25 protein-coding genes are annotated in these 24010 nt (G+C 69.8%); 15 read left to right on the top strand and 10 right to left on the bottom strand.

Features of this window, described 5'->3' with window-relative positions; genetic code table 11:
* Nucleotides 1-80: 80 nt before the first annotated feature.
* Entirely contained in the window at nucleotides 81-1349 is a 1269-nt protein-coding gene (locus BLV57_RS36945; RefSeq protein WP_091297751.1) for an aspartate aminotransferase family protein, read from the bottom strand.
* Nucleotides 1350-1436: 87 nt separating this feature from the next.
* On the opposite strand from BLV57_RS36945, the gene BLV57_RS36950 reads away from it, so the two are divergent.
* Nucleotides 1437-2339, top strand: coding sequence for a LysR family transcriptional regulator (locus BLV57_RS36950; protein ID WP_091297754.1), 903 nt, complete (start codon nucleotides 1437-1439; stop codon nucleotides 2337-2339).
* A gap of 336 nt (nucleotides 2340-2675) precedes the next feature.
* The gene (locus tag BLV57_RS36955; RefSeq protein WP_091297758.1) at nucleotides 2676-3335 is read left to right on the top strand and encodes a hypothetical protein; all 660 of its coding nucleotides are present in this window, start codon (nucleotides 2676-2678) and stop codon (nucleotides 3333-3335) included.
* Here BLV57_RS36955 and BLV57_RS36960 read toward each other — a convergent pair whose 3' ends face one another.
* Together BLV57_RS36960 and BLV57_RS36965 are read right to left on the bottom strand one after the other, a co-directional pair.
* Nucleotides 3336-4223 (bottom strand): esterase/lipase family protein, encoded by an 888-nt coding sequence (locus BLV57_RS36960; RefSeq protein WP_091297761.1) that lies wholly within the window; start codon nucleotides 4221-4223, stop codon nucleotides 3336-3338.
* A 131-nt stretch (nucleotides 4224-4354) separates the two neighbouring features.
* On the bottom strand, nucleotides 4355-4759 hold the full coding sequence (locus BLV57_RS36965; protein ID WP_143047242.1) for a hypothetical protein: 405 nt from the start codon (nucleotides 4757-4759) through the stop codon (nucleotides 4355-4357).
* Between the two features lie 44 nt (nucleotides 4760-4803).
* Here BLV57_RS36965 and BLV57_RS36970 point away from each other — a divergent pair, with 44 nt between their 5' ends.
* Nucleotides 4804-5517 carry a histone deacetylase gene (locus tag BLV57_RS36970; protein ID WP_245757666.1) on the top strand — a complete coding sequence of 238 codons (714 nt, stop codon included), beginning with the start codon at nucleotides 4804-4806 and terminating at the stop codon, nucleotides 5515-5517.
* Here BLV57_RS36970 and BLV57_RS36975 read toward each other — a convergent pair.
* Both BLV57_RS36975 and BLV57_RS36980 read right to left on the bottom strand, forming a co-directional pair.
* Nucleotides 5411-6820 carry a hypothetical protein gene (locus BLV57_RS36975; RefSeq protein WP_091297768.1) on the bottom strand — a complete coding sequence of 470 codons (1410 nt, stop codon included), beginning with the start codon at nucleotides 6818-6820 and terminating at the stop codon, nucleotides 5411-5413. The two genes, BLV57_RS36970 and BLV57_RS36975, sit on opposite strands and share 107 nt — an antisense overlap.
* An 85-nt stretch (nucleotides 6821-6905) precedes the next feature.
* Nucleotides 6906-7661: an SDR family NAD(P)-dependent oxidoreductase gene (locus BLV57_RS36980; RefSeq protein ID WP_091297771.1), complete on the bottom strand. Its 756-nt coding sequence runs from the start codon at nucleotides 7659-7661 to the stop codon at nucleotides 6906-6908.
* Here BLV57_RS36980 and BLV57_RS36985 point away from each other — a divergent pair.
* From BLV57_RS36985 to BLV57_RS37005, 5 genes are all read left to right on the top strand, one after another.
* Nucleotides 7630-7887, top strand: a complete 258-nt coding sequence (locus tag BLV57_RS36985; protein WP_143047243.1) for a hypothetical protein — start codon at nucleotides 7630-7632, stop codon at nucleotides 7885-7887. The two genes, BLV57_RS36980 and BLV57_RS36985, sit on opposite strands and share 32 nt — an antisense overlap.
* A 285-nt stretch (nucleotides 7888-8172) precedes the next feature.
* Nucleotides 8173-9012 (top strand): SMP-30/gluconolactonase/LRE family protein, encoded by an 840-nt coding sequence (locus BLV57_RS36990; RefSeq protein ID WP_218134960.1) that lies wholly within the window; start codon nucleotides 8173-8175, stop codon nucleotides 9010-9012.
* A gap of 92 nt (nucleotides 9013-9104) precedes the next feature.
* On the top strand, nucleotides 9105-9920 hold the full coding sequence (locus BLV57_RS36995) for a hypothetical protein (RefSeq protein WP_143047244.1): 816 nt from the start codon (nucleotides 9105-9107) through the stop codon (nucleotides 9918-9920).
* Nucleotides 9917-10813: a hypothetical protein gene (locus tag BLV57_RS37000; RefSeq protein WP_091297784.1), complete on the top strand. Its 897-nt coding sequence runs from the start codon at nucleotides 9917-9919 to the stop codon at nucleotides 10811-10813. Before BLV57_RS36995 ends, BLV57_RS37000 begins: the two co-directional genes overlap by 4 nt.
* A gap of 22 nt (nucleotides 10814-10835) precedes the next feature.
* Nucleotides 10836-11246: a RidA family protein gene (locus BLV57_RS37005; protein ID WP_091297787.1), complete on the top strand. Its 411-nt coding sequence runs from the start codon at nucleotides 10836-10838 to the stop codon at nucleotides 11244-11246.
* Between the two features lie 8 nt (nucleotides 11247-11254).
* On the opposite strand, the gene BLV57_RS37010 is transcribed toward BLV57_RS37005, so the two are convergent.
* The gene (locus BLV57_RS37010; protein ID WP_091297790.1) at nucleotides 11255-12223 is read right to left on the bottom strand and encodes a TIGR03557 family F420-dependent LLM class oxidoreductase; all 969 of its coding nucleotides are present in this window, start codon (nucleotides 12221-12223) and stop codon (nucleotides 11255-11257) included.
* Between the two features lie 128 nt (nucleotides 12224-12351).
* Between BLV57_RS37010 and mptB the strand changes: the two genes are divergently transcribed.
* Nucleotides 12352-13761, top strand: a complete 1410-nt coding sequence (mptB, locus tag BLV57_RS37015) for a polyprenol phosphomannose-dependent alpha 1,6 mannosyltransferase MptB (RefSeq protein WP_143047245.1) — start codon at nucleotides 12352-12354, stop codon at nucleotides 13759-13761.
* On the opposite strand, the gene BLV57_RS37020 is transcribed toward mptB, so the two are convergent.
* A complete protein-coding gene (locus tag BLV57_RS37020) occupies nucleotides 13712-14461 on the bottom strand; it encodes a UdgX family uracil-DNA binding protein (protein WP_091298139.1) in 750 nt (249 codons plus the stop codon). The two genes, mptB and BLV57_RS37020, sit on opposite strands and share 50 nt — an antisense overlap.
* Nucleotides 14462-14622: 161 nt before the next feature.
* On the opposite strand from BLV57_RS37020, the gene BLV57_RS37025 reads away from it, so the two are divergent.
* The 3 genes from BLV57_RS37025 to BLV57_RS37035 are packed head-to-tail and all read left to right on the top strand — an operon-like array spanning nucleotide 14623 to nucleotide 17868.
* Complete coding sequence (locus BLV57_RS37025; protein WP_091297796.1) at nucleotides 14623-15966, top strand: hypothetical protein; 1344 nt, start codon at nucleotides 14623-14625, stop codon at nucleotides 15964-15966.
* Nucleotides 15963-16637: an alpha/beta fold hydrolase gene (locus tag BLV57_RS37030; RefSeq protein ID WP_091297798.1), complete on the top strand. Its 675-nt coding sequence runs from the start codon at nucleotides 15963-15965 to the stop codon at nucleotides 16635-16637. The genes BLV57_RS37025 and BLV57_RS37030 overlap by 4 nt, the downstream gene beginning before the upstream one ends.
* A 40-nt stretch (nucleotides 16638-16677) precedes the next feature.
* Nucleotides 16678-17868, top strand: coding sequence for an NAD(P)/FAD-dependent oxidoreductase (locus BLV57_RS37035; protein ID WP_091298140.1), 1191 nt, complete (start codon nucleotides 16678-16680; stop codon nucleotides 17866-17868).
* A gap of 256 nt (nucleotides 17869-18124) precedes the next feature.
* Here BLV57_RS37035 and BLV57_RS43510 read toward each other — a convergent pair whose 3' ends face one another.
* Nucleotides 18125-18289 (bottom strand): hypothetical protein, encoded by a 165-nt coding sequence (locus tag BLV57_RS43510; RefSeq protein ID WP_176968979.1) that lies wholly within the window; start codon nucleotides 18287-18289, stop codon nucleotides 18125-18127.
* A gap of 138 nt (nucleotides 18290-18427) precedes the next feature.
* On the opposite strand from BLV57_RS43510, the gene BLV57_RS37040 reads away from it, so the two are divergent.
* Together BLV57_RS37040 and BLV57_RS37045 are read left to right on the top strand one after the other, a co-directional pair.
* Entirely contained in the window at nucleotides 18428-19387 is a 960-nt protein-coding gene (locus tag BLV57_RS37040) for a GNAT family N-acetyltransferase (protein ID WP_091297801.1), read from the top strand.
* A 31-nt stretch (nucleotides 19388-19418) separates the two neighbouring features.
* Nucleotides 19419-20345: a TauD/TfdA dioxygenase family protein gene (locus BLV57_RS37045; protein WP_091297803.1), complete on the top strand. Its 927-nt coding sequence runs from the start codon at nucleotides 19419-19421 to the stop codon at nucleotides 20343-20345.
* 3 nt (nucleotides 20346-20348) lie between these two features.
* Here BLV57_RS37045 and BLV57_RS37050 read toward each other — a convergent pair whose 3' ends face one another.
* Entirely contained in the window at nucleotides 20349-20933 is a 585-nt protein-coding gene (locus BLV57_RS37050; protein WP_245757668.1) for a LuxR C-terminal-related transcriptional regulator, read from the bottom strand.
* Between the two features lie 100 nt (nucleotides 20934-21033).
* Between BLV57_RS37050 and BLV57_RS37055 the strand changes: the two genes are divergently transcribed.
* Complete coding sequence (locus BLV57_RS37055) at nucleotides 21034-23763, top strand: AfsR/SARP family transcriptional regulator (protein ID WP_091297806.1); 2730 nt, start codon at nucleotides 21034-21036, stop codon at nucleotides 23761-23763.
* On the opposite strand, the gene BLV57_RS43515 is transcribed toward BLV57_RS37055, so the two are convergent.
* A complete protein-coding gene (locus BLV57_RS43515; RefSeq protein WP_176968980.1) occupies nucleotides 23716-23874 on the bottom strand; it encodes a hypothetical protein in 159 nt (52 codons plus the stop codon). The genes BLV57_RS37055 and BLV57_RS43515 overlap by 48 nt on opposite strands.
* Between the last annotated feature and the right edge of the window lie 136 nt (nucleotides 23875-24010).

A 24010-nucleotide genomic window follows, 5' to 3' on the forward strand; every position in this document is an offset into this window, starting at 1 on the left:
CTTCGAGGCCGTTTTCATGGGGGTCCAGTTACGCGCTGCAGCCGGGGCTGGCATGATCTTGCGGTTTGGCATCTTGCAGTTCAGAGGCCTAGGCGCTTGGTGGCGTCGGTGAGGGCCTCGTCGAGGATCGCCAGGCCCAGGGCCAGTTCTTCGTCGGTGACGGTGAGGGGTGGGGCGATGCGGAAGACGCCGCCCATGCCGGGGAGCTGGACGATGTTCATGTGGAGGCCGAGCTCGAGGCAGCGCTGAGTGACCGTGGCGCCGAGGAGGTCGGCGCTGTGGTCGCCGATGGCGGCCAGTTCGAGGCCCGCGAGGAGGCCTCGGCCGCGGATGTCGGTTACAGCCGGGTGGCGGGTGGCGATGGTGTCGAGGCCGGTGCGGAGGGTGGCTCCGAGCTGGGTGGCGCGGTCGTCGAGGTGGTCGCGGGTGAGGACGTCGAGGACCGTGTTGCCCACCGCTGCGACCAGGGGGTCTGAGACGTGGGTCGTCAGGAAAAGAAAGCCGCGGTCGTGGGCTTCCTGCTCGATCTCGGGGGTGGTGAGGACCGCTGCCAACGGGAGGCCGGCGCCCAGTGTCTTGGACAGGGTGAGGATGTCGGGGACGACGTTGTCGCGCTGGAAGGCGTACCAGGTGCCGGTGCGGCAGAGGCCGGTCTGGGCTTCGTCGAGCACTAAAAGCATGCCGCGCTCGCGACACTTGGCGCGCAGGGCCGCCAGGTAGCCGAGGGGTGGGTCGATGACTCCGCCTGAGCTGAGGATGGGCTCGACGATGCAGGCGGCGAGGCTGCCTACGGACTGGGCGTCGATGAGGTCGAAGGCCAGGTCGAGCTGGTTTTGCCAGGCGGGGCCCGCAGGCACCGGGATGGCGAAGTTGCCGGGGACCGCGGGGCCGTAGCCCTTGCGGCCGGCGCTGTAGGTCGCGGAGGCCGCTGCCTGCGTCATGCCGTGCCAGGACCTGGCGAAGGAGACGATCTCGTGCTTGCCGGTGACGAGTTTGGCGAGGCGGAGCGCGGCCTCGTTCGACTCGGCGCCCGTTGTTACAAGCAGGGCCTTCTCGAGGGGCTGGGTTTGGGCGAGCTTGCGGGCCAGGTCGACGACCGGGCGGGTGAGCATGCCGCTGAAGACGTGGTCCAGGGAGGCGACCTGGCGCTGGACCGTGGCGACGATCTCGGGGTGGGAGTGGCCGAGGATGGCGCTCATCTGACCCGAGGTGAAGTCGAGGATCTTCCGGCCGTCCTCGGTGTAGAGAAAGCTGCCGGACGCCCTGTCGATGATCTCGCGGGTGAACGTGCCCGCGCCCAGGTAGCGGACCAGATGGCGGTCGGCGTCGGCCCAGAACTGAGTGGTCATGCGATCGACGTTAAGTCGGGGCGGCTGGGCGCGTCCAGCTCACAAATCTGGGGTTGCTGTTCGGCAGAGCCGTACAAGAATGGGCTTATGACGCTCAATCCTTGGCGGCTTCAGCTGCTCAGCCGGCTGGATACGCTGGGCACCGTCCGGGCGGTCGCGCTTGATGCGAACCTCAGCGCTTCGAGCGTGTCGCAGCAGCTGGCTGTGCTCGAGGCCGAGACGCGGACGCGGTTGCTGGAACGCAGGGGGCGGCGGGTGCGGCTGACGCCCGCCGGGCTGGTGCTCGCTCGGCGGGGACGGGCGATTCTGGACCATATGGCCGAGGTGGAGGCCGAGCTGCGGGGGCTCAACGGGGAGCCGGCCGGGCTGGTGCGGCTCGGGGCTTTTCAGAGCGCGATTCACACCATGGCCGTGCCCGCGGTACGCGGCCTTGGCGAGTCGCATCCGCATCTGGAGGTCGAGCTGCTGGAGCTCGAGCCGCACGAGAGCATGCCCGCGCTGCGGGGCGGGGACGCGGACGTCATCATCACGACCACCGACTTCGTCGAGCTGCCGCTGGGACCCGACGTCGACCTGGTGAAGCTGGGGACCGATCCGGTCGTGCTCGTCTTGCCAGGGGACCATGCCGGGCGGGGGCCGGTCGACCTTGGCGCGTATGCCGATGCCGCGTGGGCTTTCGATATGCCGCAGTCGTATATGGCGAATCTGGCCATCCGGCTGTGCCGGGAGTCGGGGTTCGAGCCGCGGGTGGTGTGCCGGTTCAGCAATTACCTGATGACCTTGCAGCACGTCGAGGCCGGGCTGTCGGTCGCGCTGCTGCCCGGGCTGGCCGTCGATCCGCGCTATGGCGTGGTGACGCGGGAACTGACCGCTCCGGTCACGCGGACGATCACTGCGGCCGTGCGGCGCGGGGGTCCGCCGAGGGCCGCGGTCAATCTCGTTTTGGACGCGGTGCGGCGCCAAGACATCGCGCGGGCGGCCGCGGTGTAACGAGCGCCGATCCGGTGCCGACCTTTCTGCAGCGGAGCGTGGGAGGCGGCTATGACGGAACTGTTGTGGATTCCCATACCTTTCACATTGTGTGCGTTGTATTTCACCATTGTCATTGTGACGAGCCGCGGTTTCATCGCCGCTCCCATTCGGCGTGTGCTCGACAAGGAAGAAGCTCGCTGTCGAGCCGATCTCAAGGTCCTGGTGGCGAACTGCGGTAACCAAGCCACGGCCACTGTGGTTCAAAGTTCGATTGACAGCCTGCTTGCGAAGCCCCCGCCACCGACGACACCCAGCGGGAAAAAGAAGAAGCGGTCTTGGCTGTTCGAGTCGCCCTTGACCACGCTGTATCCGGACACGCAGGCCATGAACGAAGCGAAGCGGACACTCGTCGAACTGATACCCGCGGACGCGCTGGACGACTACGCGGAACCGCTTTTTCTCCGGCTCGACGCCGTGGATCCGGAGGCGGCGAAGACACTGCGCGAACAATTCAAGAGCGCCAACGACGACGCCAGCAGGCGGATGCTCATCCGGCAGGTGCACGCGCTTTGCCAGGCCCAGTCGGAGAACGAACTCGCCGCCGAACTCGAAAACCAGCGCATCGCGCTCTGGCTGGCCGGGGTCGGGCTGCTCTTCGTGTTCACCTTGAGCCTGGGCACCCATGCCCACCAGCCGTCGTTGCTGCTCGGCGCCATCGGCGGTTTCCTGGCACCTCTGGTCAAAATCAACAACGGCCAGCGGGCGGCGTCGTGGGGCGTGATGGTGCTGAGCCCGGTCGGCGGGGCGCTCACCGCGATCGGCGGGCTGCTCCTGGTCAGGCTGCTCTCCGACGACAAGGTCAACGTGCTCGGCCCCGTGCTCCGGGACAACTCATGGGAGCACCCCACCACCGCGCTGGCGCTGAGCCTGGCGTTGCTGTTCGGCTTCTCCGGGCGGTTGTTCTCCAAACTGGCCATCGCAGGCACTTCGCAGCTCACCGGCTCGAACGACTGATCAGAGCGGCAGATAGAAGGGCGTGCAGCGCGGGGCGGGCGCGTTCGCGGGGTCGAGTGCCTTGAGAATGAGGGCGGTGACGTTCGGGTCGATCGCCTGGCTCAGGTGCCCGGCGAAGTCGTTGGCGCACACATCTTGCAGCACGATGTCGGTCGTTCCCGGTTCACCGAGAACGCCGCTGGTGTAAGGCGTGACGACCTCGTCGTAGCGGCTGACGATGCTGGTGTACGACGGGCCCGGCACGCTCACGCCGTCGCGGGCGAGATCCGTCAGGAACGCCGATGGCGCCAGGTATTCGCCGCAGGCCCCGCACGCCGTGCGGAGAATCCCGCGCAGGCCCGGCACGGTCGCGAGCAACGCGTTGGCGAGCGCGGAAAGGCCGCCGAGCGTGGTGCCGCGATAGTTGGCGCCGAAGCCGACGAAGTGCTCGACTTTCTCGGCACCGCCCAAGAACTTCAGGTAGTAGGCGGGCATCGTGCTGCCTTCGGAGTGCCCGACGATGTCCACTTTGGACGCGCCGGTCGTGGTGCGGACCCGGTCGACGAACCGGCTGAGTTCGGCCGCGCTGTCGCGCATGGAGGCGAGGCCGCCGGCGAACGGCCCGAGCACGCCGGTGCCGTAGGTCAGCGAGAACACGCAGTAGCCCTGGTTCGCGATCTTCGGCGCGTGGAAGAACCAGTTGACGGTGTCGGTGGCGCCGAGCCCGTGCACGAGGACGACCGGCCGCGGGTGGCTCGCGCTCGGCGTGCACGACCAGTCGTTCCAGCCACTGTGCGTGGCGGCGGACGCGACCGCCGGCGCGGCGATCGTGGCGGTGACCGCCGCGATCAGGGTGGTCAGGATCCGCCTGGTCTTCGTGGCACCGCCGTTGGTGACCCGAACCCGCATCTTCGCCTCCGCTTACCCGTGAGTAGGTCTGGTAGCTCATGATGTGGCACAACCAGCCGTCCGCGGCATGGGACGACACTCAGACTTGAGGGCCGGGTGTTGTGACCGGTAACAACGTCTCCCCTACCGCGTCACTCGGGCCGATGAGGCGCCACGCCGAACTTCTCGATCATGAACCGCCAGAACAACGGCACCGCCTCGTCGGCGGTCCGGAAGATCCGATCATCGTGGCCGGTCACCGACCGGTGCTCGATGAAGACACCGCCCGCGCCCACGTAACCCGACGAAGGCGACCGGACGATGACGACCTCGACCGGCGGATGCTCCGGCACTGGCCGGGCGGTGACCACCAGATCATGCATCGAGGTGAGCCCCGCCAGGCGTTGCTCACCTTCGCAGGCCAGCACGCTGTCGGCGATGTCCGCCATGGGGCGGAACTCCGGGTGCTTCGCCGCCATCTCGTGGAACCACCCGGCGATTTCGGCCCACGGGACCTCGTCGAAGCGGTAGGGCCAGGCTCGCGAGTTCATCCACACGCGATCAGTGTGTCAAGGGCGGCTGGGCGATATATCGTGTGGGGATGAGTCAGGCTTCGCCGCGGCTGGTCTGGTACGCCAGCTATGGGTCGAACATGCACGTCGAGCGGTTTCGCTGCTACCTCGAAGGTGGCGTTCCGCCCGGTGCGGGGCGCCGGTACCCCGGGTGCCGGGACCGCGGCATGTTCCTCGAGGTGGCGGGCCGCGAATTCCCCGGTGGGGTTTATTTCGCCACCGAATCGCCGGTGTGGCATGGCGGCCGGGCGTTCTACGACCCGGCGATGGACGGAATGGCCGCGATGCGGTGCTATCTGGTGACGCTCGGGCAGTTCTCCGACGTCGCGGCGCAGGAGATGTATCGGGAGCCATCGCAGGACTTGGATGTGAGCGTGGCGCTGGCGACCGGGCGGGACCGGCTCGGGCCCGGCCGGTACGAGACGCTGCTGCACATCGGTGACCTGGACGGGCATCCCGTCTTGACGTTCACCGCGCCGTGGTCGGCGCGCGACGTCGAGCTGAACCCGCCGTCCGCGCCCTACCTGCGGATGCTCATCGCCGGGCTGCGCGAGGCGCAGAACTGGTCGTCGCGGGAGATCGCCGAGTATCTCGCGCCACTGCCGGGGGTGAGCGGGTTCTGGTCGGACGAGGAGCTCATTTCGCTCGCTGCCGACGGGGAATCCGCAGCTCGTGCTTCAGCCGTCCCCGCATCCGCATCGTCACGACCCCGCCAGCGAACAGGACCAGCGCACCCAGCATGACCCACTGCGTGGTGTCGCTCTTGACGATCGACACCACGCCGATGAACGCCACCCCGATCAGCAGCATCATTTCGCGGAGTTCCTTGCGCAGCTGGTATCCGCGGCTGGGGCGCAGGCGCACTGTGGACAGTTTCCGGTCGGCGAGCCCGAGCGCGGTGCGGGTGGCGCTGTCGAGGAAGATCCACGGCAGATCCGGGTAGACGGCGAGCGCGTCGCGCGCGCTCGGAAACCGGCACGACAGATTGCCGCCGTGCAGCGATTCCCTTCGCTGCTGCACGGCCTCGCTCGTCTTGAGCGCCTTCATCCGGACCTGCTTCACCCGCCCGCCGGGCTCGGCGACGCCGTCGACGATCACCTGGTCGCCCGCGGGCACGCCGAGCAGGCCGAGTGTCAGCTCGTCGAGCAGGCACACCTCCTGTTCGACCGTGGCGAGGTCGGCGGCCTGCACGCGGCACACCACGTAGTTGGGCTTGCCGACGATCAGCCTGGACAGCCGGTGGCGCCGGGCCTTGACCGGGGTCACCACCACGTCCTCGCCGATCTCGACGCCGATGGAGTTCCGGATCAGCTGGTCGACCTCCAGCTCGGCCGGGCTCTCCAACCGGGTGTTGACGACGATCCGTGCCAGCGCCTGAATGCCCGGGTCCGCCCCGTGGGCCGAGACCAGCACATGCTTCGCGCCGAGCCGTTCGGCGACTTCCCGCGCGACGCGCACGGTCGGCTCGCCGTCGCGGTCGAAGTCGTCCTCCGAACGCCGTACCCGCAGCGCGCCGCCGGGAACCTCGTGCAGGGGAAGCACATCGTCGTAGCAGGTGATCGTTGTAGCCGGTTCCATGTCGGCTAGCCCGGTCTCGTCGACATAGGCGTGACAGTGGGACAGACGCTCGCCCGATGGCAGGACGACCGGAAAACGGTCGCCTTGCAGCACAACGCGCTTCCGGTCGGGTTCGTCCAAGACGGCGAGCTGCGCGAGATCGGGCCACAGGATCACGAAGTCCGACCCCGGCGCGGACAGGCCCTCCACCTCGGTGCGCACCAGGGGCAGCAACGCGGGCGCGCCACCGCCCGCGAGCTTGGCGCCGAGGTCCGGCACCGCCGACGCGGCCACCGCCAAGGGAACCCGGAACGCGACGGGTGTCTGATTGTGCCGCAGCAGCACGTAGTTCAGCGGCAGCACGCCACCCGGCCGGCGATCTCCGGTCAGCTCGGTACAGTCGCCGGCCACCCGCCATTGCGGCAGCCGCCGGTTCGCCAGCGGCCGCAGCGGATAGGTCTTCTCGCCAGCCAGCAGTTCTGCCGTCACGCCGGCCCCCTCGATTGTCGCGTCTGCTGTAACGAGTCGGGTGTACTCCGAAGTCGTTACAGGGTCGGCGAAATCCGGGGAACGCTCACTCGATGTCCGTGCCGCGGCTTACTTTCTCCCAGTTGGCGAGGTCCGTGGCGATCGCCTCGTGATGCGCCCGGATGGTGTCGACGGCGTCGGCGCCGAGCGCGAGCCGCAGCGGCCGGTTCGGGCAGCCGACCGCGCGCAGGACGGCCGCGGCGGCCTTCGCCGGGTCACCGGGCTGGGTGCCGCCTGCCTCCGTGCGGAACTCCCCCGGCTCGACGATCAGCACCCGCACCCCGAACTCCGCGGCCTCCGCGGACAGTGCCTCCGACAGGCCTTCCAGCGCGAACTTCGCCGCACTGTGGGCACCGAAGCCGGGCGACGACACCTGGCCGCCGATCGAGCTGATCTGCACGATCGTCCCGTCGCCCTGGGCGCGCAGGTGCGGCAACGCGGCTTTGGTCAGTTCGACCGCGCCGAAGAACATGACGTCCATCAGCGTCCGCAACTCGCTCATGGCGAGCTCGTGGATCGCGCCGGGCGCGCCGTGGCCGACGTTGTTCACCACGACGTCGATGCGCCCGAAGGCCTCGATCGCGGTCTTCACCGCGGCCGCCACCTGGCCGGCGTCGGTCACGTCGAGCGCCGCCGTGCGGATCCGGTCACCGCCCTTGCCCTCGAGGTCCGCCAGCGTTTCCGGGCGCCGGGAGGTGGCCAGCACCCGGTCCCCCGCCGCCAGCGCGGCCAGCGCGATCTCCCTGCCGAAACCGGCCGAGCAGCCGGTGATGAGCCAGACACGGCCGTCGGTGTTCGTCATGTGGGCTTCCTCCCGGTTCGTCCTCCGGCCACCAGCCTGGCGACGACCACCCGCCGTCCGCACCTTCAATCCGGCTGTCTTCGCCACGAAGATCACGAACCGGCATCAGCGGCAACCGCCGGATTCCTTCGGCGTCTCTTCGGGCAACAGCAAAATCTGCGGTCTGGGGGCACGCGCGGTCAAGCCGAAGGGCGCGCCGCAGACCGGTGGCGGCGGCGCCTCCTAGGGCTTGGCTGGCGTCGTCGATCGACGCGTGAGCGCGCGAAACCCGAGTTTGGGCCATCCACTGGCCCAAACTCGGGTTTCGCGAAGATCGGCGGCCAATCACAAGCCAGCCAATGTCCACAAAGGAGCAGGGTGTATTTGTGCGCTGATCGGGCTCCGCGCTCTTGACCGGTAGGGCAGGATGTCGCCGGGGGGACTGGGGCGACTGGAGGACTTTCCCATGCGCAAAATTCTGGCTATACCACTGGTGGTGTCCGCGCTTTTACTGGGCGTATCAGGACCTGCGGTGGCGGCGACCAAAGTGATCGTGCTGCCCGGTGCCACCTCCGCCGAGGGGATCACCGACGCCGGCGGCGGCACGTTCTACACCGGCGACCTGGTCGCGGGCACGATCTTCCGCGAGGACGTGCGTAAAGGCACCGCGGAGCGGTTCATCGAGGTGCCGCCCGGCACCGGCGCCGCGGGCCTGGACCTCGACCGGCGCCACGACCTGCTGTTCGTCGCGGGTGGCAAGGACGGCAAGGCGTACGTCTACAACACCCGCACCAAGGCGAAGGTCGCGGACTACACGTTCGGCGACCCGCAGACGACCTATGTCAACGACGTCGCGGTGACCCCGTACGGCGCGTGGTTCACCGACTCGTATCACCCGCAGCTGTTCTTCGTGCCTGTCGTGGCGGGCGTACTCGGTGCACCGCGCACGCTGGCGCTGAGCGGTCCCGGCGCGGGCGGCTCCCCCGGGAACTTTTTCATGAACGACGTCATCGCCACGCCTTCCGGAGACACCCTGCTCGTGGCCGCCACCACGCCGGGCAAGGTGTACACGGTCAACCCGATCACCGGGGTCAGCAAGGAAATCGCCGGAGTCAACGCGCCCAGTGTGGTCAGCCTGGTGCTCGAAGGGCGACGGCTCTGGGCGGTGCAGCTCGACAACACGATCAGCCGCTGGTGCCTGGACGGCGATCTCAGCCACGGTGTCGCTGCCGGGACGATCAAGGACGATCTGTTCGATCAGCCGGTCTCGGCGGCCAAGGTCGGAAATCAGCTCGCGGTGATCAATTCGCATATCTTCAGCGGATACCCGCCGACCAGCCCGACTTACGAGGTTCTGATGGTCGGCGCGTGACGCCGTAAAACAGGACGATCATTTCGCTATTCGACGCGAAGTGCGCGAGCGCGGACGCTGTGTACAATTCCGAGCGTCCGAGGGGAGAGGGAATGAAAATTCGTCCTGCGCTCGCGAGCTTCTCGATCTTGGTGACACTCGCCGGATGCGCGGTGGAGCCGACACCTGAATCACGATTGCCGCAGAGTCATGTTCCGGCGCTGGGGAAAGACATAAAACCCCAGGACGTGCCGAAACAGGCCAAGCCGGCGTACGACCGGGCGGTGGCGTCCGAAGAACAATGGATGGAAAAGGCGCGGGCCGCCGAGGAGGCGAAGCAGAAACAGGTCGCCGCCGACGCCAGGGTCGCGGAAGAAAAGCGGAAGGCCGACGAGGAGAAGGCGCAGGCAGACGCGCTGAAGGCCCGTGCCGAAGCCCAGCGGAAGGAAGCCGCGCAGGCGGAGGCACGGCGCCAGGCCTCGGAGGCCGAGGCGCGGCGTCAGCAGGCGGCCGCGGACGCGGCTAGGGCGCAGGCCGCCCAGCTGGAGGCGCAGCGGAAGGTGGCGGAGGCCGAGGCTCGCCGTCAGCAGGCCGCCGCCGACGCGGCCAAAGCGCAGGCGGCGCGGGCTCAAGCCGCGGCCGAGGAAGCCAAACGACTCGAGGCCGAACGACAGCGCCAGCAGATCGAAATCCAGGAAGCCCAGGCACGGGCCGAGGCCGAGCGGCAAGCACGCGCCTTCGCGGAAGAACAGGAGCGGGCACGAGCCGCGGCGGCGGCCGCGGCCGACAAGGAACGGCAGGAGCGGGCGGCCGCCGATGAACGGGTGCGCGACTGCCTGGCGTTGCGCGCGATGATGCAGCCGACCAGCCAGGAGGGGACCGGCCGGGTCGTCCAAGGGGTCTGTGACTCGGCCGCCCGGCCCAGGTGAGCGCCGCCAAACGGGTCGCCGGGCTGAAGCCACGGCCGAAACCGCCCGCGAAGGCCGGAAACGCGGCGCGGGACGCGCTGGAGACGGTGGGCGCGGTGATCGCGCCCGCCACTCTCCTCACCGCTCTCGGCCTGTACATCGGATGGCGCCGCACCGACAGCTACACCCAGTACCTCGGCATCGACGAAACGCTGCTGCAGTACAGCGCGCAGGACTATCTCCTGCGCGCTTGGCAAAGCGCGGGGCAGGTCGTGTTCACGCTCGTGCTCGGATCGATCATCGTCGCCGGGGCGCATCTGGTGATCAAACGCTCGGAGCGCGCGATTCCCAAGATCGCCCGCGTGCTTGCCGTGATCAGCGTCCTCGTGTTGATCGTGATGCTCATTTCTTTGCTGATACCACCGGTCGACAGATGGTTGTCCGACGTCATTTACGACGTGCCCTATCTGACCGTTTACTCGATCACGGCTTTCTCGGTCGCCTTGTTGGTTTATTCCTTCTCTTTGGTGTCGGGCGGGCATGCCAGGACCACGACCGCGCTGGTGATGATCCTTTTGTTCCTCGGCGTCCTTTCGAGTGCCGACAAATGGGTGACATTGCTCGGCGAGAAGGACGCCGCGTACATGACCACCACTTTGGCACAACGGCAGGGCGTGATCGTCTACAGCAAGGAGAATCTGCATTTGCCCGCCGTGGTCACCTGCACCGAGCTGACCGGCCCGCGTGAGGCTTACCGGTTCCGCTGCGAGGGACTGAGGCTGTTCATCCGCGCGGCCGACAAGTACTTCCTGTTGCCCACGACCTGGTCACGCGCCGACAGCGACACGGAAGCCGACCGCATGGTCGTCCTGCGCGACGACCCGTCGCTGCGATTCGAGTTCGCTCCCGGCTGAGGATCTGGCTACTGTCGGCCGCATGCGTGACGCCATCGACCTCATCCGGACACCCCTGCTCACCGATCGGGCCCCGTACGCCTACGCCGCCGTGGCCTCGGACGTGCGCAAGCTGGTGTTCACGGCAGGCGCGTGCCCGCTCGACGAGCACGGCGAAACGGTGGCCGCCGGTGATGTCGCGGCGCAGGCCGAGCAGGTCATGGCGAACCTTCGTGTCGCGCTGGCCGCCGCGGGCGCCGACCTCACCGACGTCGTCAAGACGACGGTCTACGTGGCCACCACCGACCGCGAAGATCTCACGACCGCGTGGGAGGTCATCAGCGGGCACTTCGGCGCGCACGACGTGCCGAGCACCTTGCTCGGGGTGACGGTGCTCGGCTACCGCGACCAGCTCGTCGAAGTCGAGGCCGTCGCGGCGCTGCGCACGACTTAAGGCACGGCTTAGGGGGCTTCCTGCAGCGCGGGGAGCAGCTCCTTCCGCGCGAAGCCGAGGAACTCGTCCTGGCGGTCTCCCCCGATCTGGACCAGCGCGAGATCGGTGAACCCGGCCCTGCCGAACTCCTGGACCGCCGAGATGATCGGCTCGGCGTCCGGTCCACAAGGGATCCGCTGCGCGACGTCGTCCTCGGTGACGAACTGGGTCGCGCCCTCGAACCCGGCTGGGCCGGGCAGCTCGGCGTTGACCTTCCAGCCGCCGGCGAACCAGCGGAACTGGTCGTGGGCGCGCTTCACGGCCGCGTCACGGTCGGTGTCCCACGCGATCGGCAGTTGGGCGATCTTGCGGGCGGGCGGGCCGACGCGGGCCGCGTCCCACTCCTCGCAGAGCGACGCGTTCGGCTCGACCGCGATCATGGCGTCGGCGACCGGGGCGAACCGCCGGACCGACTGCGAGCCGGAGACGGCGATGCCGATCGGCGTCCGCAGCGCGGGCAGATCCCAGAGTTTCGCCGAGTCCACGCGGAAGTGCTTGCCCTCGTAGTCGAAATGGCCGCCGTCGAAGAGCCCGGCGATGATCTGGACGGCCTCGGCCAGCATGTCGTGGCGGACGTTGACGCCAGGCCAGCCCCGGCCGACGACGTGCTCGTTCAGGTTCTCCCCCGCGCCGAGGCCGAGGGTGAACCGGCCGCCGGACAGTGCCTGCACGGTCGCGGCCTTCTGCGCGACCACCGCCGGGTGATACCGCATGATCGGGCAGGTCACGTACGTCATCAGCTCGACGCGCTCGGTCGCCTGGGTGACCGCCCCGAGCACGCTCCACGCGTACGGCGCGTGGCCCTGGGAGGCGAGCCAGGGCGAATAGTGGTCGCTCATCACCTCGAAGTCGAACCCCGCCTGCTCGGCGGCCGCCGAATGGCGGACCAGGTCCGACGGGCCTGCCTGCTCGGTCATCAAGGTGTAGCCGATCCTCATGAAGCCTCCTCACCTGCGCGTGGGAACCGGCTACCCGTGCGCGCGGGCAACGAAACGGGCCGACTAGCGTCTCTGGATCATCGGGACGTTCCGCCGAGCAGAATGAGTCTCACGTGCAATCGGGGTACTTGAAGCAAGTCCAGTGGGTGGGGTTCGCCGGGGCGGTGCTGCTCACGGCCGCCGCGCTGGCCGGGAAATTCCTCACGCTGCCGGGTGGCGCCGCCGCCGCGGTGCTGGCCGCCGGGGTGGCCGGGGTCGGGCTGGTGGTGCTGGCCTGGGCCTTCGCGGGCCGGATCCTGCTCACCGGCGACGCCGGCGCGGGCTGGCCACGCCGCACGCTCGTGCTCTGGGGCGCGCCGCTGCTGGCCGCGCCGCCGCTGTTCAGTTCGGACGTCTACAGCTACCTCGCGCAGGGTGAGATCGCCGCGCGCGGTCTCGACGTGTACTCGGTCGGTCCGCGAGCCGGGCTCGGCGCCGCGTCCGCGATCACGGGCCGGGTCAGCGAGTACTGGCAGGACGCGCCGTCGCCGTACGGGCCGGTGTTCAGCGCGGTCGAGCGCTGGATCGCCGGTGTGGCCGGTGAGAACCCGGTGCTCGGCGTGCTCGGTTACCGGCTGGCGGCGGTCGCCGGGCTGGCCATGGCCGTCTGGGCGGTGCCCCGGCTGGCGCGGCTCGCGGGCGTGTCCGAAGGCGTGGCGCTGTGGCTCGGCGTGCTGAACCCGTTGGTGCTGTGGCATTTCCTCGGCGGCGCGCACAACGACGCGCTGATGGCCGGGCTGATGCTCGCGGGCACGGCCTGCGCGCTCACCGCGATCGGCGAGTCGCTCGACTCGGTCCGGCTCGGCGCGGGCGTGCTGCTGATCTGCCTCGGCGCGCTGGTGAAGTTCCCCGCGATCGTCGCGCTCGCCGTGGTCGGCGTCGCACTCCTCCGGCGCCGGGGCGCGACCTACCCCCGGCTCGCCGGGATGGGCGCCGCGGCGGCCGGGGTGTTCGTGCTGGTCGCGGTGGTCGTCTCGGGGCTCAGCGACCTCGGGTTCGGCTGGCTGCGGACGATGACGACCTCCGGCTCGGTCAACTCCTGGATGGCGCCGACCAACTGGTTCGGCTTCCTCACCGGCCCGCTCGGGCCCGGCACGCAGACCATGATCGGCGTCGGCAAGATCATCGGGTACGTCTTCATCGCCGTGCTGAGCGTGCTGCTGGTGCAGCGGCAGCTCAAGGGCCAGATCGGCCCGGTGACCGCGCTCGGCGCGCTGCTGGCCGTGGTCGCCGTGCTCGGCCCGGTCATCCAGCCGTGGTACCTGCTGTGGGCGGTGATCCCGCTGGCCTGCGCCGTGGACGTCCACAGAGGACGGATCGCGCTGGCGGGCCTGAGCGTGGTGTTCGCCGTGGTCATCCCGCCGCTGGCGGGCAACTTCAGCGGCCGGATCGTGCAGCTGGTGATCGGCTACGTCGGCGGGCTGGCCGTGGTCGCGGCGACCGCGCTGATCATGCGGAAGACCGAGACAACGCCGAGCGCGCGGATTTCAAGTCACTGAGGAACGCGTCGTAGGCCTCGTCGCGGTCCGGCGCGCGCAGCACCGACGACGGATGCACCGTCGCCACCGCGTGCGTGCCGGTGAACTCCGCCGGCAGGTCGACCACCTCGCCGCGCCGCTGAGTGACCTTGAAACCGGTGCCCAGCAAGGCTTGCGCCGCCGTCGCGCCGAGCAGCACGACCAGCTCGGGGTGGACGGCGTCGAGTTCGGCCGCCAGCCACGGGCGGCACGAGACCACCTCGGTACGCGAAGGCTTCTGGTGAATCCGCCGCTTGCCGCGCTCGGTGAACTTGAAGTGCTTGACGGCGTTGGTCACGTACACGCCGGTGCGGCCGATACCGCTCTCTTCCAGCGCCTTGTCCAGCAGCCGCCCGGCCGGGCCGACGAACGGCTCACCCGCGAGGTCCTCCTTGTCGCCGGGTTGTTCGCCGACCAGCATGACCTGGGCGGACCGCGCGCCCTCGCCGAAGACGACCTGCGTGGCGTCGCGGTAAAGATCGCACCCGCGACACCCCGAGGCCGCGGCGCGCAGCGCGTCCAGCGACCTGGTGTCCGGCAAGAAATCCCCGGCGTCGGCCATCGGTGACTCCCTCATGTTCGTGGCGAGTACCCGGTACCCGGCGGGCGCGGCGGTAAACATCCGGCGTGCATAGTTCGCCGCCGAGTGGGAACCCGATCGTGTATGAGTGAGACGAAGCATGAACACCTTCAAGACATGGGACCCGAGGACTCCAGCGGAAACCCGGCGGGCGTCAGGCGTTTCGAGGGCTGCGTCGAAGATGTCCACCTTCCCGAGCCCCGCACGCCGGAGCCCGCGCCCCGGCGCGATTGATCCTCCGGGGTTCGGGGAAGCCCGCGAGCATGACCAAGCGACAGGCGCAAGATTCCGTGGCGGGTTTCGACTCCGCCACCGCCATGGTCCGCGCGCTCGCCGCCGCACTGCGTGGTGAGCGGTTCACGACGCTGGGACAGCCGAAGGTGGCCGAGGCGCCGCTGCGGCTCTCGCGCTGGTTGCCCGAAGCCGCGCGCACCGGGATCTACCGCATCGCGGGCGCGGCGGAGGGGGCCAAGCCCGAGGAACTGGGCGAACTCGACCTCGCCGAGGTCGCCGAGTGGCTCGCCGGGCACTACGACGGCCACGACCGCTACCCCGGGGTCCTGATCGGCTCGTCGAACGGCGCGGCCGTGCATCTGGGCGCCGTCGCGGGCGTGCCGTGGCTGCCGAACACCGTCCTGGTGCCGGTGAAGTGGCCGGACAACGACCCCGACCGGCCGCGCGCGGCCATGGAGTTCGGCCGTGACACCGCGACCGCGTTGCTGCACAACAACCCTGACCTGGCGCTGCACCACATGCACGACGGCAACCAGGACCGCCTGATGATCAGCGCGATGAGCTACTTCCGGCTCAAGTGGCTTGAGCTTCCGGCCGCGTACCAACGCTTTCTGAGTGAACGCCTGGCTCCGGGCGCGCCTATCGTGCTGCTCGACTGCACCCTGCGGTGGCCGGTGACGAAGGTGGCCGAACGCCATTACTTCCAAACCGGGGCGTACGGCGGCTTGGAGCCCTACGAGTACCTGCGAGGCAGTCCGCAGGTCGAGCGTTTCCTCGCTGAACAGGGCTCGGAGCTCACCGCGTTCGACGCGCCCGAGGCCGACGACACGGCGCCGGAGGCCGAGTGGGGCCTCTCCCCCGAGTTCGGCGCCGCCGTCGAGCGCTGGGCGGCCGAGCACGGGCACCCCGTGCACCGGCTTGCTTTCGAGGACCCGCAAGACCTTTCGGGACCGGTCGCCGACCTGCACCGCGAGTGGCTCACCGGCGAAGGCGTGCACACCACCCGGCTGCTGGTCGAGTCGTTCGTCCTGCTCGATCCCGTCGGCGCCGCCCGTGCCGGGCTGGTTCCGTACTGGACACCGTTCCCCGTGCGCCGCGCGCGTGACCGGCTGGCCGAGTACCTGCGCGATCGCCCGTTCACCGAACTCGAGGTGCTCCTGTTCCCGCATGGCGTCCGGTCGGCGGGCATCGCCGAGCCCGAGGACTGGCTCGCGCTCGCCGAGCGCGTCAATTTCCCCGCCACAGACCGGAAAACCTATCCTGCCGACTTCCGGGCACTGGCCGAGTACGGGTCGGCCATCGGCCGGATGGCCGACCGGGACATCACCTTGAAGTCCTCGATCGAAGCCGTGATCGAGGGGCTCGGGATATGAGGCCCGCCGTCTACCGGACCGAGCCCGATCGTGCGACCGCGCCGCCGGTGGTGCTCGTGCAAGGACTGGCGGTCTCGAAATACCTGCGGCCCGCCGCGCACGCACTCGCCGCGTCGGGCGCCGCCTGTGAGCTGCTCGAACTGCCCGGCTTCGGCCGGGCGGAGAACCCGCCGAAGCCGCTGGACATCCCCGGGTTCGCCGCCGTCGTGGCCGACTACCTGCGCGGACGGGACGAAGAGGTGGTGCTGGCCGGGCACTCCTCCGGCACGCAGATCGCGGCACTCGCGGCGACCGCGCCCGGTCTGCCGGTGTCCAGGGTCGTGCTGGGCAGCCCGACCGTGGACCCGGGTTCGCGGAGCATCGGCCGGATGTTCCTCAACTGGGTCAAGGACGGCCGCCACGAGTCGCCCGTCATGACGCGCGTCCAAGTCGGCGAATGGCTTCGCGCGGGTCCGCGGCGGATTCTCACGCTCACCCGGTCCATGCTGGAGCACCACCTCGAAGACATGGCCGTTCCCCACCCGGTCACCGTGGTCCGGGGTTCCTTGGATCCTTTGTGCACGGACGAATGGGCGGCGTCGCTCGGCAAGCTCGTCACCGTCCACGGGCGCGCGCACGCGTTCCCGTACCAGGATCCGCATGCCTTCGCGGACGCCATTCTCGGCGCCTGACGCCGTTTCGCGGCCCGGCGCGCCGGGTACCCGCGAGACCATGGTTGGCAACGACGAAAGGTTCGTCCTGATCGGCGGCGGCCCCGCCGCCCTGTCCGCCGCGCGCGCTTACCGTGAAGCAGGCGGCTCCGGGCAGGTCCGGATCCTCTCGGCCGACACCGAAGCGCCCTACTTCCGGCCCCCGCTTTCGAAAGAGTTCCTGCGCGGCGACGCCACCGACGACGACCTGCCGATCGAGTCGCCCGAGTTCTACCGCGACCAGCGGATCGACCTGAGCCTGCGCACCGAGGTCACCGCGCTCGACACCGAGGCGCGCACCGTCACCACCTCCGGCGGCGAGGTCATCGACTACACGACGTGCCTGCTGGCGACCGGTTCCGAGCCGGCACGCCCGCCGATCCCCGGCGCGGATCACCCTGACGTGCTGACCCTGCGCACGGCCGCCGACTCGCGGCGCCTGCGCGAAGCCGCTGATGGAGTGCGCAGCGCGGTCGTGGTCGGCGCCGGCTTCATCGGCTGCGAGGCGGCCGCGTCGCTGTCCCGTCTCGGCCTGCAGGTGACCATGATCTGCCCCGAGCCGTTCCCGCAGCACGCCCGGCTCGGCGAAGACGCCGGGCGCGAGCTCGCGCGCTGGCTCAAGCTGGAGGGCGTCAGCGTCCTGACCGGCACCGAACTGCTCGCAATCGAGGACGGCACCCGCATCCGCACCGACCTGATCCCCGTGCTCGACGTCGGCTTCGTCCTGCTCGCCACCGGTGTACAGCCTCGGGTAGAACTCGCCGAGAAAGCCGGATTGGACATCGGCAAGGGCCGCGTCCGCACCGACGAGCATCTCCGCGCGAGCGCCCGCGGCGTCTTCGCGGCGGGCGACCTGGCGTTCGCGCACAACACCGCGGCCGCCCGCGCGCTCAAGGTCGAGCACTGGGGCGAAGCCGAGAAGATGGGCGGGATCGCCGGGCGGACCGCGGCGGGCGCACCGGCGGCCTGGGACAGCGTGCCCGGTTTCTGGTCGACCATCGGCGACCGCACGCTCAAGTACGCCGCCTGGGGCGACGGCTTCGACGAAGCCCGCTTTATCAAGCACGACAACGGTTTCACCGTCTGGTACGGCCGAGGCGGCACGACGGTCGGCGTGCTCACCCACGAAGCCGACGACGACTACGAGCGCGGCTCGGACCTGGTCGAGCGCGGCGCCCCGCTGACCGAGGTCGTGAGTGTTCCGGCCGGTTAGAACCGGCCGCCCGGCGGGTGCCGCAAGGGCCGGTTGAACGTTGTGAACGGGGCGTTCACAACGCTGAGCGACGCATACGCCCCGCTCATTACGTTCTGCTCGGGCGCCGACGGTGGTCCGGACTTCGCGAAACCCGAGTTTTGGCCACTGGATGGCCCAAACTCGGGTTTCGCGTGCTCACGCGCCGATTGACAACGCAAGCCAAGCCTCAACTACCCGGCATTGGGTTAGCACCGGCCGGAGCACTCACGAGGGGTCACCAGCAGGCCGAGTGCCAGGGCTCGGCGCAGAGGACGCCCAAGGTGGTCGCGCCGCTGTCGGACGGCGTGGTCTCGGACGCGGAAGCCACGCCGCCGATACCGGCCAGGGTGATCCCCGCCGCGAGCAAGGTGAGCGCCGCGAACTTCCGCAATGAGGACATTCCGTCTCCTGGTTCACTCCAATGACATGGAACGCCAGTCTCCAGAGAGGATCATGGGTCCGTCTATTGGCGCTTCCGCCCTCTTGACGACCGAAAACGATTCGACGGCCTCGCAGGGTGCTGCCACAGTGACGCACTATGACCAACGCCGAGCTGCTGACCGCCGCGGATGTCGAACTCATGCAGGATCTGGCGCAGCGGATCACCGCGACCCATCCCGAGCTGGTGAACGGCGACGCATCGTACGGCGAGCTGGCCTGGAACTGGGGCAAGGGCCATGCCGCCCAGGGCGCCGCCTGGCGCAAGCGGCTGTGGTTCGACGGCGACAGCCTCGTGGCCTGGGGGTGGGCTCAGCTTCCGCGCTCGATCACGCGCAACGACGGTGTGGTCAAGAAGATCACCGGCGCCTACCTCGCGCACCAGGTCCATCCCGGCCACGGCGAGCTGGTCGACGAGCTGATCGACTGGTACGAAGCCGAAACCGAGGGCCTCGAGCGCACCGTGCTGGCGGGCGCCGCCGACGAGTTCGCGCTGAAGCGGTGGCTGGCGCGGGGCTACGAGGACGACCCCGAGGCGCTCGGCGACACAGGGTCGTGGACCCAGCTCAACGAGCGCGATCTCGTTGACGTCGAACAGCCGGTCCTGCCCGCAGGATACCGGTTCCGCACGGCCGGCGAGGCCGGGCCGGAGGCCGCCGTTCAGGCGCATGTGGACGCTTGGGCCCCCTCGGCTTACACGGCCGAGGCGTACGAGGGAGTCCGGCGCACCGCGGGCTATCGTGGCGACCTGCACGTGCTGGTCGAAGCGCCCGACGGGACCATGGCGTGCTCGGCGATCATGTGGCTCGACGAGGTGAACAAGACCGCCGAGTTCGAGCCGGTCGGGACGCATCCGGGGTATCGGCGGCGGGGGCTGGCGCGGGCGATGCTGCTGCACGGGATGCTGCTGGCGCGTGACGCAGGCGCCACCCACATGACGGTCGCCTGCCTGGGCGCGCCGGGGCACCCCAGCGCACGCGGGCTGTACTACGGCGTGGGGTTCCGGGAGTTCTCGCGCGACGCGCCGCTCATCAAGTTCCCGGCTGCTGGACCGGCTTGACCACGCACTGGACCGCTCTCAGCATGGTGATGTGTCCGTAGAACTTCCCGCCCGCCTCCGGTCGGCGACCGTGCCCTCGCACGGAATCCTCGAAGGCACGCGTGTCTTGCGGCGGCTGCCCGACGGCGTCGAAGAGCGGCCGTACGAGCTGTTCACCGTGCGGCCGCTCGGCCGGGTGATCGGCGCCGAGATCGGCGGCGTCGACCTCGCCGAGCCGCTCACGCCCGCGCTGCGCGAGGAGCTCAACCGCGCGCTGCTCGAGTGGAAGGTGCTGTTCTTCCGCGACCAGGACATCACGCCGGCGCAGCAGCGGGCGTTCGCCGCGCACTGGGGTGAGCTGGAGACGAACCCGTTCATCCCCCAGGGCGACACCGAGCACGTCACCCGGTTCGCGCGCTCGGCGAGCGCGCCCGCGTTCGAGAACATCTGGCACGTCGATGTCACGTTCCGCCCGAACCCCGCGCTCGGCTCGGTGCTGCGGCTGATCGAGGTTCCGCCGCTCGGCGGCGACACGCTGTGGGCGGACATGGCCGCCGCCTACGACAACCTGCCCGAAGACGTCCGGGCGCGCATCGACGGGCTGACCGCCGTGCACGACTTCATCCCCGGGTTCGCGCGGTTCTCCGACCCGGATTTCCTGGCACGCCACCAGGATGCCTTCCCGCCGGTCGAACATCCCGTCGTCCGCACGCACCCGGAGACCGGCAGGCGGACGCTGTTCGTCAACCAGGCCTTCACGACCCACATCGTCGGACTCGACCGCGACGAGAGCGACCGGCTGCTGCGCTACCTGTTCAGCCGTGCGCACATCCCGGAGCTGCAGGTGCGGTTCGCCTGGCGGCCCGGCTCGGTCGCCTTCTGGGACAACCGTGCCACCCAGCACTACGCGGTCAACGACTACCACCCGCACGCTCGCGTCGCCGAGCGTGTCGCCATCGCGGGTGACCGGCCGTTCTGAGGCTCAGGCGTAGGCCCGGATCGCCTCCGCGCGGTCGCGCACGTCGAGCTTCGCCAGGATCGTCGAGACATGGTTGCGGACGGTCTTCGGGGAGAGCCCGAGCCGCCGCGCGATCGTGGTGTCCGGCAAGCCGATGGTGAGCAGGTCGAACACCTCGCGCTGGCGGGCGGTGAGGTAGTACGCCATCAGGCTGTCGGGGTCGGTGAGCAGCGCGAGCACGCGGTCGGCGATCGCGGTGTCGAACACGGCGGCGCCGGCCGCCACGCCGCGGATCGCGCGGACGATCTGCTCGCCCGAGGCGCTTTTGAGCAGATGACCGCGCACGCCGGAGCGGATCGCGGCCACAATGGACAGATCACCGGCTAGCTCGGTGAAGGCCAGCGTCGCCGTCTCCGGCGCGACGAAGACACCCAGCTTGAGATCGATCACCAGCACGTCGGGCCGGTGCCGCAGCACCTCACGGGTCGCCTCGGCGCCTGTCGCCGCCTCGCCGACCAGGTCGAGGTCGGCGGCGCCTGCCAGCAACATCCGCAGGCGGTCGCGCACGGCGGGCGAACCATCGGCGATCACGACCGAACGACTGAGCACGTTCCCTCCACACTTCCCGGGAACCACACTCTGCGCGGCCGTCGCTGTGGAAAGTTTGCGCGTGCGTTGTGCCGATCTTGACACCTGGCAGTATTCGGATGTGGAGTTCGGGGTTCTCGGTGAGGTCGAGGTCCGCGCGGGCGGGCGGCAGGTCGATCTCGGCCCTGCCCGCCGCCGGTGTGTGCTGGCCGCGCTGCTGGTCGACGTCAACCAGGCCGTGCGCACCGATCAGCTGGTCGACCGGGTGTGGGGCGACCGGCCGCCCGCGCAGGCACGCACCACGCTGTCGAGCTACCTGACGCGGCTGCGGCAGGTGCTGGGTGACGAAACGCCGCTCACGAGGCGCTCCGGCGGCTATGTGCTGACCGCCGATCCCGGTTCGGTCGACCTGCACCACTTCCGCGACCTCGTCGCGCTGGCCCGCGGCACGGCCGACGACTCGAAGGCCGCTGAGCTGCTCGACGAGGCGCTGGGCCTGTGGCGCGGCGAGGCGTTCGCGGGCTTGGACACGCCGTGGATCAACGCCGTCCGCGGCACCCTCGACGCCGAGCGCCGGGCCGCCGAGCAGGACCGGACCGATGTCCAGCTCAGGCTCGGACGGCACTCCGCGCTGCTGCCCTCGCTGACCGCGCAGGCCGAGGATCACCCGCTGGACGAGCGCCTGGCCGGGCAGCTGATGCTCGCCCAGTACCGCGGCGGGCGGCGCGCCGACGCGCTGGAGACCTACCGCCGCGTGCGCACGCGGCTCAGCGACGAGCTGGGCGTCGACCCCTCTCCCCCGCTCCAGGAGCTGCACCAGCGGATCCTCGCGGCGGATCAGGCGTTGACGCCCGCCGAGACCGCGCTCCCGGTGCCGCGCCAGCTGCCCGCGGCGCCTGCCCAGTTCACCGGGCGGGCGCGTGAGCTGGAGCTGCTGGACGCCGGGACCGCGCCGATCACGGTGATCGGCGGGACCGGCGGCATGGGCAAGACCTGGCTGGCGCTGCACTGGGCGCATCGCAACCTCGATCGTTTCCCCGACGGCCAGCTGTACGTGAACCTCAGCGGGTTCGCCCCGTCGAGGGAGCCGCTGGCGCCGGAGACGGCGGTGCGCGGCTTCCTCGACGCGCTCGGCGTGCCGCCCACGTCGATCCCCGCGGACGCAGGCGCGCAGGCGGGGCTCTACCGCAGCCTGGTCGCCGGGAAGCGGATGCTGATCGTCCTCGACAACGCGCGGGACACCGATCAGGTGACCCCGTTGCTGCCGGGCGAAGCCGGGTGCACCGTGCTGATCACCAGCCGCCGCCAGCTCGGCGGGCTGGTCGCCGCGCACGGCGCCAAACCGCTTCCGCTGAAGGTGCTGAGCGAGCCCGAGGCGCGCGAGCTGCTCGCGCTTCGCTTGCACACCACCGAATCCGCGGCCATGACCGAGCTGCTGCGCCACTGCGCGGGACTGCCGCTGGCACTCGGCATCATCGCCGCCAGGGCCGCCGCCAACCCGGACTTCCCGCTCTCCGCGCTCGCTGAGGAACTGCGCGACGAAACGGCCAAAATGGCCGCTTTCGACGCGGGCGAGGCGACCGTGAACCTGCGCGCGGTGTTCTCCTGGTCCTATCAGCACCTCGACGCGGCGGACGCGCGGATGTTCCGCCTGCTGAGCCTGCATCCCGGCCCCGACTTCTCGGCGACGGCGGCGGCGAGTCTCGCCGGTGTCCGGCTCGACGAGGCGCGGGTGTCACTGGGCACGCTGACCGGCGCGCATCTGCTGACCCAGCCAGCGCCCGGCCGGTTCGCGTTGCACGACCTGCTGCGTGCCTACTCGGCGAGCCAGCCCGACGACGACCGGGACGACGCGTCGCTCCGGTTGCTCGACCACTACCTCCACACCGCGCAGCACGCCGATCAGCTGCTGTTCCCGCACCGCGACCGGCTCACCCCGCCGATCCCGAGCCCCGGCATGACACTCGAGCGCCTCACCGACGATCACAAGGCCTGGGACTGGTTCCGCGCGGAACGCCCGGCGCTGCTGACGTTGACCGAGCGGGCGGCGGACACCGGTTTCGGCGGCCACGCCTGGCGGATCCACTGGAACCTGGTGACCTTCCTGCAGCGAAGCGGCCTCTGGCACGACCTCGCCGCCAACGCGCGCACCGCGCTCGCCGCGGCCCGCCGCACCGGCGACCGCGAAGGCCAGGCGCAGTGCCACATCAGCATCGCGTTCAGCAGCGTCCGGCTGGCCGAGTTCGACGACGCGCACGCGCATCTGGGCCACGCGCTGGAGCTCCGGGCCGGTGACCGGATCGCGCAGGCCGACATCCACCTGCAGCTCGATTGGGCCTGTGGCCAGCAGGGACGCAACGAAGAAGCGCTCACGCACGCGCTGGAGGCGCTCAGGCTTTATCAAGCCGAGCAGCACGAATCCGGCCAGGCGCTGGCTCTCAACGACGTCGGCTGGTACCACGCCAACCTGGGGACCTACACCGAAGCGCTGACCTACTGCGACGAGGCGCTGCGGTTACACCGCAAACTCGGCAACCGGGTCGGCGAAGCGGCCAGTTCGGACAGTGTCGGCTACGCCCGCCATCACCTCGGCGACCACGAGGAAGCCATCGCCGCGTACCGCCACGCCATCGAGCTCTATCACGAGCTGGGCGACCGCTACGGCGTGGCGACCGCGCTCACCCACCTCGCCGACACCCACACCGCCGCGGGCGAACCCGGGCTCGCCCGCGACTGTGTCTCGTCGGCGCTCGACATCTTCGAGTCGCTCAGGCATCCCCGCGCCGACGAGACCAGGACCAAGCTACGAGGGCTCGACGCCGTCGGGTCCGGGCTCGGTGCACCCGACTGAAGGACACGCCAGCACGCTGGCGGGCGCCTGGCTCACGACGGCGGAGGTCAGCGCGATCCCGACCGCCGCCAGCGCCATCAGCGCGGCTCTGCGGAAATTCTCTTTACTCATAGGCACCACTGAACCGCACAAAGGCCACAATGGACCCCAGGATGTGACGTGGCACGGCCGTTGGGGAGCCAGAGTCCGCCCTTTCGGGCAACCGGGCCGCGGCCTCGGGCCGCTGGTAGCATCCCGGGCGGACTTC

It is taken from the genome of Amycolatopsis xylanica (assembly GCF_900107045.1).
GTDB lineage: Bacteria > Actinomycetota > Actinomycetes > Mycobacteriales > Pseudonocardiaceae > Amycolatopsis > Amycolatopsis xylanica.